Annotated in this window: 9 protein-coding genes; 6 read left to right on the forward strand and 3 right to left on the reverse strand. The window is 41.5% G+C overall.

The features are described 5' to 3' along the window. Positions 1–9: 9 nt before the first annotated feature. The 3 genes from B2W36_RS07855 to B2W36_RS07865 form a co-directional block, all read right to left on the reverse strand. Entirely contained in the window at positions 10–1,029 is a 1,020-nt protein-coding gene (locus tag B2W36_RS07855) for a DUF4625 domain-containing protein (RefSeq protein ID WP_293887317.1), read from the reverse strand. 44 nt (positions 1,030–1,073) lie between these two features. After that, positions 1,074–1,550: a DUF4625 domain-containing protein gene (locus B2W36_RS07860; RefSeq protein WP_293887318.1), complete on the reverse strand. Its 477-nt coding sequence runs from the start codon at positions 1,548–1,550 to the stop codon at positions 1,074–1,076. Between the two features lie 114 nt (positions 1,551–1,664). Continuing rightward, positions 1,665–3,833 carry a TonB-dependent receptor gene (locus B2W36_RS07865; RefSeq protein WP_293887320.1) on the reverse strand — a complete coding sequence of 723 codons (2,169 nt, stop codon included), beginning with the start codon at positions 3,831–3,833 and terminating at the stop codon, positions 1,665–1,667. Positions 3,834–4,021: 188 nt separating this feature from the next. On the opposite strand from B2W36_RS07865, the gene B2W36_RS07870 reads away from it, so the two are divergent. The 6 genes from B2W36_RS07870 (at position 4,022) to lepB (ending at position 12,591) form a co-directional block, all read left to right on the forward strand. After that, a complete protein-coding gene (locus B2W36_RS07870; protein WP_293887322.1) occupies positions 4,022–6,499 on the forward strand; it encodes a tetratricopeptide repeat protein in 2,478 nt (825 codons plus the stop codon). Between the two features lie 7 nt (positions 6,500–6,506). Next, positions 6,507–8,297 carry an HSP90 family protein gene (locus tag B2W36_RS07875; protein ID WP_293887324.1) on the forward strand — a complete coding sequence of 597 codons (1,791 nt, stop codon included), beginning with the start codon at positions 6,507–6,509 and terminating at the stop codon, positions 8,295–8,297. A gap of 87 nt (positions 8,298–8,384) precedes the next feature. Beyond that, the gene (locus B2W36_RS07880; RefSeq protein WP_293887326.1) at positions 8,385–9,446 is read left to right on the forward strand and encodes a hypothetical protein; all 1,062 of its coding nucleotides are present in this window, start codon (positions 8,385–8,387) and stop codon (positions 9,444–9,446) included. Positions 9,447–9,560: 114 nt separating this feature from the next. Continuing rightward, positions 9,561–10,034 (forward strand): LIC11966 family surface protein, encoded by a 474-nt coding sequence (locus tag B2W36_RS07885; RefSeq protein WP_293887328.1) that lies wholly within the window; start codon positions 9,561–9,563, stop codon positions 10,032–10,034. A 214-nt stretch (positions 10,035–10,248) separates the two neighbouring features. Continuing rightward, positions 10,249–10,977, forward strand: coding sequence for a hypothetical protein (locus tag B2W36_RS07890; protein WP_293887330.1), 729 nt, complete (start codon positions 10,249–10,251; stop codon positions 10,975–10,977). A gap of 36 nt (positions 10,978–11,013) precedes the next feature. After that, complete coding sequence (lepB, locus tag B2W36_RS07895) at positions 11,014–12,591, forward strand: signal peptidase I (RefSeq protein ID WP_293887331.1); 1,578 nt, start codon at positions 11,014–11,016, stop codon at positions 12,589–12,591. Positions 12,592–13,653: the final 1,062 nt, after the last annotated feature.

Below are 13,653 nucleotides of genomic sequence, written 5' to 3' on the forward strand. Positions count from 1 at the left end.
TTTATGTTATTAATCTTCCCCTGCCTCTGCATGCAGTTCGAAAGATAGCTTAACGAGGTCTTGACCTGCAAACTTGGCTTCATAATTAGACAAGTTCCAGTCTGTGCGTGTAATGGTTGCTTTGGTGGAAGCATCTTTTAATTTCCTTAATACAAAGAGCACTTGCTTTTCGCCAGCATTGACGATACCGGCGGTAAAGTAGGTGATTATTCCGGTTGTTTCTGTAGCATCACTAATTGTTGTTCCATCGGCATATTTTGTTTCACGCGTCTGAAATATCGCACCATTTTCACCAGTGGTGTTAGGATTTAAAATAAATGATCCGCCTAATAGGAATGCTTTGTAGTAATCTGCAGTAGCCTTATTAAGGATGTACTGATTTTGAATCTCCTGCGCTGATACATCGTATTGTTTAAATTCAATTTTATAGATTTTTGCGGGATGTAGGTGCGCGTGACCACCGGATAGAGCTTGACCTTTTTCGTTAAAGTTGAGGGTCATGGGTTCTGCATTGCTCTTGTCAGCTAGATCGTGAAAATGGTTTCCATGCGCTGTTCCAGTTACTTCTGTGAAGACAAGTTTAAAGCTCGGTTTTACATCGGCGGCCGTAATCGTTAATGCTGATTCTGCTGTAGTCGCATTTCCGGCTTTGTCGGTGACTGTAAGATGAAAATGATAAGCCCCAGCAGGAGCATCGGCAGGAACATCAATGTGTTCATGGAAGGTAACATTTTTTACGCCGATATATTTACCGTCAGTAAAGGCTTTTGTGAACTTATAAGAGCCACCACCTTCTTGATGAACCTCAATGTCGATTTTAGCAATCAGTCCTTCGGCGACAATTTCACCTTCTAGGTGCAGATCTGAACCTGCTTGCACGGTTTTAGTGTTTCCACTCCCGATTTCGAGTGCGCCTATCTGAGGTTTTGCAAGTGCTGAAATTTCCTCGTTATCTTTCTTACAGGACGATAGTAAGCCTAAAAGAACAGTACTTAACAGGAAGAGGAAGCGAATGTTTCTAGTTTTCATGTAAAATGGATTTAATTAAATTGAGTTGATAAATAAGTATGGTATTACTCGAGTATACGGATGCTAATTCCCTTTTGACTACTCCATCCTGCGAGGTCGGTCACCTGGATCATAAAATGATAATTGCCCGGATCGATATCTGCAGGGACATCAATTTGTAACTCGGCATGATATCGCTGTGGCTGCGCGGGAATATTAACTGTTTTAACCAAAACAAAAGGCTTTACGGGTTTTTTGATAGCCTCTATTGTACACTCTCCGATTTCGGTACTGTGTGAATGATGGTCAAAGTTATGGTGTATATTGATGCTATAACTTCCTAACGCCACATTGTCCGATAGTGTACTGCTGAAAGTAAAACTGGTGCCTCGCTTAATTGTGCTACATTGTTTTGGGAAAGCATTTTCGGTATCGATGGCGATGGTCGGTTTTTCGGTATCGATGTTTTCCTTATCTTTCTTACAGGCCACAGTCATGGCAAATATGACTGTAATGATTGTGTACTTTTTAATTGTTTTCATGTATGAATAGTTATTGTTCTATCTTCCTCAATGATCTGTTGTGGTGTACTTTCCGTAATCGGCTATTGACTGACGTTGGTTCATTGCGGAGAAAGAGTGTAGTTGTTGATAATCTTAAGAGCGAGGCTTTTTCCCGAATGGTATTCCGATGGACAGCATAAAATTTCGCCCTTGTTCCGGTAATGCTATCAGACGATAAAAGCTGGTATGATCCATATATTTTTTATCAAAAAGATTTTGAATCTGCAGGCGTAGTTGGATGTCAGAACCCGAAAGATTCAGCTGCGTTCCTGTCCGAAAGTTAAACACCTGATATGCAGCTGTGATCTCCTCTGGAGGAACAATATGATGCTGAGCTGCCGTCCATTTACAATCGAGGGAAAAGTAAGTCTCTTTAAAACACTTGCTATTTTTTGCTGTCCAGCTGATGTCTATCAAAGCGGAAGGCGCAGGAGAAAAGGGAAGTGTATAGCCTTTCTTTGCTCCCGATAGCTGTTCCGAACGGATGTATTCAGCCAATAATTCTAATTTCCATTGTTTCAGCGGCCGGTAGCTAAGTTTGAGTTCTGCACCATGACGACGTACCCGACTCTCCGTATATTCAAAAATTTGATTCCCTGCCCCGTAGTATTGATCGTAGCTTGAGGTCGGATTGAGGTAGATATAATTCGCAAAGTAATTAAAAAATGGTGTGAAGGCAACATTGGCCTTTTTCCCATTCCATGTTAATGATAAATCCATCTGATAGGACTGTTCGGGCGACAATGAGCCATTGCCTTTTTCATAACTGAAGTAATGATAATTGACTCCATTGGCAGCGAGTTCCTGCGCAATTGGAGCCCTAAAACTCTTGCCTATATTGATTTTTGTCTCCAAAGAACCAAATTGACGAGCCGCCCCAAAAGACCAGACCAAGCTATTGAAACTTCGGCGGAGTGCCGATGCCCTAACAATCCTTGTGGTCATGTTGCCTTCCTGCTGCGAATAGAACCAATCTTGATAGGATGACGTATGAATATGGCTATAATCGTACCGCAATGCACCATACAACGTGGTATGATCGGCCACTACAAATTGATCATAAACGAATAGACCCAATGCTTTTTGCGTAAAGGATGGAATCAGGAAACTCCAACCGTCAATTTGATTGTCCTGATATTCTCCGTTTAAGCCAATCGTTAGCCGATGCGCCGCCAAATCAAATTGATCTTTAACAGTAATACTATAGATCTGTTTGTCATATGATCTTTCCAAACTAGCGGGGATGGTCATATCTTTTGGATAGACGGGGGGCATATAGCCATGGGCCGTGTAATTATTGAATTCTTGACGATAGTTCTTTTGATACCCCAAGTCAACCCAAAGTTTATGCTTGTTTAGGTCGATAAAGTTGCGGTTAATCAGCTTCAAATGATTCACAGTCTGTTTTGGAAAACCAATGTCCCGGCTCGATCTGTCATAGAAAGCTGTATCTACACCCCGAGGTTCCAAGCCGTGCGCATTAGCAAAGAAGCCAAACTTAGTATGGTAATTACTCAGATACAACATGGAGGAAAAACGATCTGACATGTAGCCTCCGCGTAATTGAACATGTGTTTCTCTTCCGGCTGTATTCCGTACATGGCGATCTTTTAGACGTACCGCATAATTATAAACATAAACAGTGTCTGTAGGGACGCGATAATCGCCATAATCCAAATGTGTAAAGCCACCGCCGAAGACCCAATTCCCCTTTCGGCCTTGTGCTTGAAACGATCCGCCAAAGGTAGCGTTGTTTGATTTGGTCAGTAAGTTAAAGTGCCCCCTAAAACCTGTGTCCTGTAGTTCCGATGGTGGCAATAGTCGGATGACGCCACCAATGGCGTCTGAGCCATACAAAAATGAGCTGGAGCCTTTAATTACCTCGGCACTTCCTACGCTGAATTGATCGATTTCCAATCCATGATCCAATCCCCACTGTTGTCCTTGATGTTTAATTCCGTTTTCTACCGTAGCGACACGATTGAATCCGAGTCCTCGAATCTGAGGTTTGGACTGATTGGCACCTATGCCTATGGCATTGACACCAGGAAGTCGGCTTAATGTCTGCATTAAGCTCCCGGCTTGATATTTTTGTATAGAGTCGGCATTGAGCATCTGGATCGATAGTATCCCTTCCGCTGCCCGATGGTAACGTCGCCGGCCAACTTTAACTTCTTCAAGCTCGATGCTTTTTTCCTGCCCGTAAGATGGGAGGCACATGTGGTGTGCGACGACAAGTGAAAAAATGATGTACCTATTCATCGAGTTGGATTTATTTATTGCAATTAAGTTGCAACAAATATAGGCAAAAAGATTTTAAAAGCAATTAAGTTGCGTTGTTGATTTGTGTTATTCTCGTCTTTCCCTCTACAGTGGCAAAGTTTTTGTTACTTTTTAGCGCCTTCAGGGCACAAAAAAGCTTATTTTACCACGTACTACAAGGATTATATATGAAGTTAAGTGAAGAATATTTCAGTAAAGTTGCTGCATTGCAATCCGCTGAACCTCAATTGACAATTGATCTGTCGAAACCCATTACACCAGATATATGGCTTGATGCTCTCATTCATTTTGAGTATAATATGCAGCAGCCCAGTGCAACCACTCTTTACGATGCATTGTTTGAAAAAGGAACTGATTTTGCTGCAAATGTCTATTTAAACGATGAGGATTATACTTTTTTTATCGATAAAATCAGAGCAATATTGGAACGCTATGCCACTATAAGTCCGCAAGCATGGGTCGAGTTGGGGCTACAACATGTTTTATGTCGCCGGCATGCTGTAGAAAAGGAAAAAGCGTCGTTGTATTTAAATAGAGGTATGGAGGCTGGGGTTAAATGGGCGAGACCTCTTTATTTATATTATAATTATTTAGGTGTGTTGGCTGATATTGAACGGGAAACCGCCAAAGCTGAACTTGAATCGCTTGCTTTGGGAGGCGATCTTTATGCAACCGCGTATATTGCCCATATAGATGTATGGACCGATAAATTTGAAGAAGTCTTTGATCGAATTCAGGTGCTTAGACACGCTCAGGAGAAAAAACTATTACGCCATTATTATGAAGCGTTACAATTTTACTACGCTCGTAAAGACAATAAAGCCAAACGCCTGGAGATCCTGGAAGAGGGTATCGCCTTGACCGATTCCCGATACTGCAGGTTTGTTCTGAATGATATAAAACGCGCAGATGCAACTTCTTCCGTTGAACTGGAACGTCTTATACCAGAATATCACGAATTATTTGAATATGGAATGATGGACGCTGCAGTGCAGATAGCGCTCATCAAACTTCAGGGATTAAGTAACACTAATCAGGTAAAGGAGGATTTCGAGCAGCCACTATGGTATTTGCAGAAAGCATACGACTACAATAATATTTATGCAGGCTATCGTCTTGCCTGTCTTTACCTCTATAATGACACACTTCAGGATATCGAAAGGGGCCTGTCTTTATTGCAGCTACTCGACCAGCGAGATGATTATGTCGAAGCGCAGGTTGAACTTGCGGAAATACTGCTAGAAGGAAGATTCCTGCCGAGAGATGAAACATCTGCCTTCCAGAAATTTAGTGCACTGGCACAAAAAAATATTGCCTATGCGAAGTTGCGCATGGGCAATATGATAGAATCTGGCTATGATGGAATAGATCCTGATTACAAGGTAGCTTTTGCCTATTATCAAGATGCCGCAAAAGATAAACTCCCGCAGGCTCTATATCAGGTCGGCAGGTACCTGAAATATGGCATTCATGGCGAAGAACCTGATTTGGCAGCTGCAATCCCTTACTTCGAAGAAGCGGCCGCTTCTAATAATGTTACTGCACTAACGGAAATGGGATTAGCGTCCGAATTGAAGGCCGAACCAGACTACAAATTGGCTTTTGATTATTTTTCACGTGCAGCTGATCTGGGTTACCCATATGCTTATTATCTGAAGGGAATTTATTTAGAAAATGACTATCACCAGACAGGCGCTCCTCAGCCAACCGCTGCTTTTGCCGCCTTTGAAGCAGGTGCTAGCATGCAAGATTTAAATAGTATATATGAACTAGCTCGATGTTACCGTGGTGGCATAGGTACGGAAATAAATCTAGATCGGATGATCGATTTATACCAAAAGGCTGCCGAGCGAAACCATGTGCAGGCGTTGACTGATCTTGCCCTTTGTTATGAATATGGTTATGGGCTGAGCAAAGATGCTTTTAAAGCACAAGAATATATTAAAAAGGCGGCTGATTTAGGTTTTCCGTATGCAATCTACGTCATGGGAAGATACTATTTGACCGGCCTTGTGAAACAGGATGTGCCCCTTGGTCTTCAATTGCTGGAAAAGGCTGCACAAAAAAATGTAGGTGAAGCATTGTTGCTGCTAGGCGACTATTTTTTCTTCGACTATGATCAGCGTGAAGAATATGATAAAGGCTTTGATTACTATACGCGTGCTGAGAAGCTTGGATATTTGACAGATGGACTGGGTATGTGTTATGAGTTTGGTATCGGAATAGAAGCACAGCCAGCAAAAGCATTTGAGTATTATAAACAGGCCGCAGAACGAGGAAATCAGGAAGCGATCTATCGACTGGGTCGCTGTTTGTATTTCGGAATAGGTGCCGAGATCGATAAAACAGCTGCTTATAGCCAATTTATTGAAGTAGCACAACAAGGAAATGTTTATGCCTGTTATTTTGTTGGCTTACAACTGCTGGACGGAGAAGGTGTACCGACAGACCTTCATGACGGTATTGAATGGCTGATGAAAGCTGCCGATGCTGACCATGCTGATGCACAATATAAACTGGCCAACTGCTACCTCATGGGAGATGGCGTGGAAGAAAATGAAACGCTTGCCTTGGAGTGGTTTGAACGGGCGGCAGATAATGGACATGAAGAAGCTATTCGATTGACAAAGAAAACGAGAAAGTAACAAAAACATGCAGGAAGAAAAATCATATTCCTTTCAGGTAAACTTGAAAGGAATGATCGCGCTGCTCTCAGAGCACCTTTATAGCGATCCCAACACATTTATTCGGGAACTGCTTCAAAATGGGGTGGATGCAATTACAGCATTAAAACACTTGGATGAACATCATCAAGGAAAAATCAAGATAGAATTACCAAACGTTGAGCAACCTAAATTTATGTTCCAAGATAATGGAATAGGTCTCAAGGAGTCCGATATCCACCAATTTTTGTCGGTTATTGGCGAGAGTTCGAAAGGTAAGGACATCAAGGATGCACAGGATTTTATTGGAAAGTTTGGCATTGGACTGCTCTCTTGTTTTGTCGTCAGTGATGAGATTATTGTGGAAACAAAATCGGTGCTTGAACAGCAACCCTTACGCTGGACGGCTAGAGCTGAAGGCGACTATAAGATTGAGCGCCTGAGTGATGATGATATTCCTGTGGGAACGAAGGTAATTTTAAGCCCCAAAAAACAATACAATTATATTTTTGAAGCGGACTATTTCGAGAAGAAAATTAAGTTTTATGGAGATGCACTGCGAGAATCCATTTCAATCGTGGTAGGAGGTGTTGAAAAGATCATCCATAAGGATGAACCTAAATGGCTTGCTTCATCGGTTTCGAAAACAGATTTGTTAGCGATAGGGAAAGAGCTATTTCATGTCAACTTTTTGGACGCAATTCCATTTGAAACGACTGCGGGAAAAGCAAAGGGCGTGTTGTATGTTTTACCTTTTCGTACGCAATTTAGCAGCAAGCAGCGTCACCGTATCTATTTGAAGCGCATGTTCCTAGCCGAAGAAGATCAATCGATTTTGCCAAACTGGGCATTCTTTGTACGTATGCTTGTCAATACGGAGGAACTTAGTGCCACCGCATCGCGGGAGTCTCTGATGAAAAATGATTTGCTGCGGCAGGCGAGAAAGGAAATTGCTGCCGTTTTGAAGACGTACCTGCAGCAAGTGAAGAAGATTGATTACGATATTTATATACGTATTATCCAAACGCATTATCTTCATTTAAAAGCATTCGCCCTAGAAGATCCCGATTTCCTAGCAATCTTTTTGGCGGATATCCCGTTTGAAACCAACCGTGGACAACGAAGCTTTCAAAATATAATTGATTATCAGCAACAACTCTATTATTGCGCCGACTTTGAAGATTTTAAACAGATTGACCGAATGGCTGATACGCAGGGGATAATGCTTATTAATGCTTCTTATACGTTTGATACCGAGCTACTCCGTAAGATCAAACAAAAATATCCCGAGTATACTATTACAGAGATGTCGCCCAATCAGCTACTAGAGACCTTTCAGCCGATTCATGAAGACGAGCATCATCAATATTTTTCTTTTCAGAAAGATGCACAACGCATTTTGGACGACTACAACTGCATTTTGGAAATTAGACGGTTTAAACCAGTTGATACGCCGGCCATTTTTACAAAAATGGACCAAAATAACGTGGAAAATACGATTAGCCAATTGAAGGAAAATGCAAATCCCTTTGCGCAGGTACTCAAGACATCCAGGCCAAATAAGATCCAGAATACATTATGTTTAAATGCCGATAATGCATTGATCACCACGCTAATGGATATAAAGGATGCGTATATGCTCCGTTCAGTGATGGAAGTCCTGTATGTGCAAGCGTTGATTTTAGGCAAGTATCCGGTACAGGAACGTGAAATGAAAGTCTTGAACGAGGCCCTGAAGAACCTCATTGTCATGGGACTGGATAATTTCGTGAATCTTTAAGCCGTTTTTTTACGTTTCTCATCCGGCCATTAGAAAAGTTGTTTATAACGGAACTATAATTCATTAAAAGAACACAATAAAATAGAAATGTATACACTTAAAATTCAGAAACTTCGCAATCAAGTTGCACGAGTAGATAATACATTGGAGAAAGTCAACCTATTGACGCAGGCTATTCGGATTGCCGATGAAAATCAAGATATTGAATGGGGATATGAGCTCCGTTTAGATTTAATTAGCGAGGAGATCGATCTTGCTTTTTCGACTGAATCTTTACCTGCTTTTGCTTGGATACTGCAGGCGTATGATGAAAATCCGGAACGCTTTAACGAAGAGGATTTCTTATGGCAGTATAAATGGATGATGGCCGAACTATATGACAATCCCGCGGTCAGCCGTGAACAGATAGAAGCTGCTCTAGGCGACTTTGAACAACGGTTGATCCGTAATGGTTATGGTAAGCGCGCCATATACAACGAAGAACTCAGTGATGCCCTGGCGCAAAAGGATCTGGCTGCTGTTGAAGTGGCATTGACGAATGTGAATGCTTTGCAAAGAGATGATATGAGTGACTGTGAAGCATGTGAAATGGATGCAGAAGTATCAGCAACATTAATGCAGTATGGCTATGCCCCAGCAGTAGAAAAAGCTTTTCCACTCATTGAAGGACAGTTCACCTGTTCACATGTTCCTCTGCGTACTGCCGTAAACCTTGCATATGAAGGTTACAAGCATGGAGATGCTGAACAAGCAGACAGAATGGCAAAACTCGCAGAAACGGAGGTGTTTAAGAAAGAGAAAGATTCCGCAATATTAATATCAGCTATTAAACTAGCAACATATTTCTCGTATACCGACCTCGGTAAATCCAAGGAATGGATCGAACGATTTTTACCCTGGGCCGATGGACCCGAAAATAGATCCATGTTTCAGTTGGCGTGCTACGTTTGTGAAGCCATGAAAAATTTTAGAGCTGACGAACATTTTATGCTTGAGCTAGGGCAGCAGCATAATCTTTTCCAAGGTAAAACTAGCTACACAGCTAGCGAACTGGCTGGGCATTATAGGAAATTGGCGCATCAACTTGCGGATCGGTTTGATCAACGTAATGGCAATAACAACTTTCGCAATCAACTAGCAGCCTTATAGGTTTCAATAGCTTCTATAAATCCCTGATTTCCGTGATGGGATTGCGCTATGTTCGAAGCTATCTTTGTGTAAATGAGTTCCAAATACTAAAATTTAAAATAAAAATAGATCAATATGATTAAAAAGATGATTACCGCCGTTTTGACCATGGCGGTTCTTACTATGTCGAGTTGTGAGTCGGGAGCAAAAGATCCTGCAGCATACAATAATTCGATTATTACTGTGATCAACGGAAGTGAAAAACATGTGACGGACATGAATGCAGCAATGAATAGCTCCGATTATACCAAAGCTGAACAAGTGCGCACAGAATGGGAGAAGTCTTTAAATGATGACATCAAAAAAGTAGAAGACCTTGGTGATTTTAAAGGTGATGCAACATTCCAAAAAGCAGTGCTCGATGGGTTAAACGGCTACAAGAAGATCGTTACGGAGGATTATCCGAAATTGATTGAGCTTCGCAAAAATAAAACATCCGATGCAACGACAGAATCTGCATTACTTGATAATATCAATAAAGCATTTGAAAATATGGGTAATGGAGTCAATAAAGCTTCAGCAGAATTTGAAAGTAAATATACAAGTTAAAAGTACTCAATCAGCAAAAGCAAAAGCCACATCATTTTTCTGTGATGTGGCTTTTGCTTTGTGGGGTATGAATTTCATATTTTTATGTAGTTTTACACTAAGTGCGGAGAAGAAATTCCATTTCAAGCTTAATGTAACTCAAAGGTAGCTTTAGCTTGTATAAAAAAAGCGTGTTCATTTCATTTCAAAAGTTATTTATAGCATATTGCCTTGTATGAAAGTCATATCAATCTTATTCAATGTGATTTTATTCACCTTATTGGGGACGTCAATTGTGCGTGCTCAAGAAACTGCAAAAGACCAGGACTACTTGGTACTTATGAATGCTGATACGATTTATGGAAAAATCTCGTCTATCAAAGATCATAGACTAAAATTTGAGAATCAGCAAAAAGAAAAGTTAACTTTTCAGCCCGGGGATGTATACCGGGCGTATTGGCAATCGAAAAGGAAAGTTTATGCACCCTCTTACGTGGAAAACGGACTAGAAGTGGTTCCGGGTACATCTCCAGAGATGTATCGCATTCAGAAAGGACTCAGTCAGGGACCCACTTTTGCGGAGGTACTCGTTGACGGAGAAATTATGGCCTATTATGTTTCCGAAACCAAGGTCGGCGCTGGGGCTGGGGTGGCTATCGGTGGAGGCGGAGGTACAATGGGAAATATCATGGTCACAAAGTATAAACATGCTTATGCATTAAAAAAATCAACCGGTGAGGTCATCGAGATAAATAGCAATCAAAATGGCTTATTTAGCGATGTGAAAAAGAAAAGACCCATCATTTTTGGTAAGCTAATTAATGACGAACCGGAGTTGTTCGCGGAATTTGAAAATGAAAAGAAGTATGATTACGATCTTTTTATAACATATATCATGCGGTATAATGAACTGCAAAAAGCGAAGGATTCTTCAGCATCCGCGGCCAGATTATTTATTTATTGAGAATTTACTCACTATTGTTGCAATTAAAGCAAACTTATGATACTTATCGTTTTTATTGTATTGACCCTCATTGCAGCTTATGGTTTTTGGCTGCTATTTAAAAAAGCAGGCCGTAAAGGTTGGGAGGGTGTTGTTCCCGTTTATAGTCAATGGATACAATCGAAGATACTGGGCAAAAAGGCTTGGCATCTTATTCTATTGATCGTACCAATCGTGAATGTCTTTGTCTTTTATAATCTTTATCTCGATTTTATTCATTGTTTTGGAAAGAGAAGATTTTGGGAGAACTGCGCTGCTGTATTAGTTCCGTTTATTGTTTTACCACTTTGGGGTAAGGATAAAAATGTGCAATTTTTGAGCGGGCTATATGCCAAAAATTTGAGAGCAGCTCACGCCGAAGGTCGCGGAACGACAAAGGAAAGTGAATTGGAAATCGCACATGAGTCTTATATAGATTATAGCAAGAAATACCCCTATAAAAAGTCGATGGTGCGCGAATGGGCCGATGCCATTGTTTTTGCCACTGTTGCTGCCACGCTGATTCGTGGTTTTTTATTGGAGGCATTTATGATTCCTTCGGGTTCTATGCAGCAGTCGCTCCTGATTGGAGATTATCTCTTTGTCAGCAAATTGAATTATGGTCCCCGTATTCCAAATACACCCATAGCTTTCCCTTTTGCACATCATACCATGCCACTTATAGACGGAAAAGCATTCTCTGAGCTTATTAAAATTCCTTACAAGCGATTGCCCGGATTTCAAGAAATAAAAAGGAATGATGTGATCGTATTTAATGCCCCTGCCGGCGATACGGTTGCGGTGGAAAATCAAGACATACCCTATTACGATTTGGTACGTAGCATGGGGCGTGAGGCCGTACATCAACAATTTACGATTCAAACTCGTCCCGTTGACAAAAGAGAACATCTAATTAAGCGATGTGTGGGAATGCCCGGAGACAAAATCAGTATGAAAGAAGGTGTCTTGTTTGTAAATGACAAGCTAGGCTTTGTAGCGCCAGAAAGTCAAATGGATTATACAGTGGTCACTGATGAGACAGGGCTCGACGAGCAGCGCTTGAAAGATATGGGAATAGAAGTTTCTGCCATTCAGCCCGGTGTGTATCTCATCTTTTTAACAAATGACCAAGCGCCTATGGTAAAATCTTGGTCCAATGTTAAATCCATGCAAATGAACTTACGCAAGCCTGGAGAAGCCGAAGCAAATACTTTTCCAAATGATCCTCAGTATAAATGGAATTACGATAATTTCGGACCTTTTGTGATTCCAAAAAAAGGAATGGCGATTTCCTTGAATGCTCAGACGTTGCCGCTCTATGCGCGAGCCATAAGCGTGTATGAAAAGAACCTGTTAGAGCAGAAATCGGATGGCGTATATATCAATGGTAGGCGTACAGATTCCTATACATTTAAAATGGATTATTATTGGATGATGGGCGACAATCGACACAATTCGCTCGATGCTAGAGACTGGGGATTTGTTCCTGAAGACCATATTGTCGGAAAAGCACTATTTACCTGGATGAGCTGGAATGCAGATGGTAATGGGCTTTCAAAAATACGTTGGAATAGAATTTTTAAAGGTATTCATTAACAAAGAAGGAATACTCAAAGCAAAAAGGGGAAATGAAATACTACAATCATTCCCCTTTTATTTTTTTACTGTTGCTTGTAAAGCAACGAAAAACTAATCTTTTGCTGAAGGTATTCATGCCCTTCAGCTACTTCCTACCACTATTAATCCCACCGATATCTCTTTGTATAGGCAACTGATGGTCGACTGAGCAGAGGCAGGCTCCATTGTTCGAGTCAAGGTTAAAGCCAGCAGTCTAAAGGCCACCAACCGGGACGAGAATTGCTTCGACCATCAGTTTTCCTTTAGCCATTGACGAATGTTTTGTGCAATCGTTTGTTTCGATTACGCAATCGATATGTTCCGCTTCAGGAAGAAGCCTGATGGGTTGAGCTAGATTGGATAAAAGATGTGCGATTTTGAAATTCTCCTAAGTATGAGTAACTCTTTTTATTGCATGCCTGAATCGGATTCGGTGTGGAGCTAATACGGAGATAACACCGTTACCACCTTCTTATTCCTTAGTTTGGTTTTTGTTTACCTATAGCTTAGTCTTAGTTTAGGTTTAGTATAGGTACAACCTATACTAAACCTAAACTAACCCTAACTAAACCCTAACTAAACCCTAAACTAACCCATGATATGATGTAGTTTTAAATGACCTCCATTGGCCGCTCGACACGACCATGTTTGCGGCCGTTTACGTCCAGCTCGGCACTGCCTGCTGCATGCAACCTGGGCAAGATACCGGTCATGAGCCCCGGCGGTGTGCCTTTCCACATACTTCGACCTCTCCGGCCATTCCGTCAAAGCGCAGCTGCTGGCCGCCCTCCTCCCCGCCCGGAGAACCTTTCACCGGCCATCTGCCCCTGCAGTTCCGCTCCGGGAGGGGGATACCGAAAAAGAATCTCCCATCTTTCCAGGCAGTTATGCCCAAAATGAAATAAATAAGAACAAAAGGCTTGGAAGTTTGTTCCTAAACTTCCTATCTTTGCACCACTCCTCAAGGGAGGAACGGTTGCTCCGAAAGAAGAAACCCTGAAAAAAGAAGGGTTTAACGCGAGTTAAACGCGGAAATCGAAA

It is taken from the genome of Sphingobacterium sp. UBA3549 (genome assembly GCF_002376635.1).
Taxonomy (GTDB): Bacteria; Bacteroidota; Bacteroidia; order Sphingobacteriales; family Sphingobacteriaceae; genus Sphingobacterium.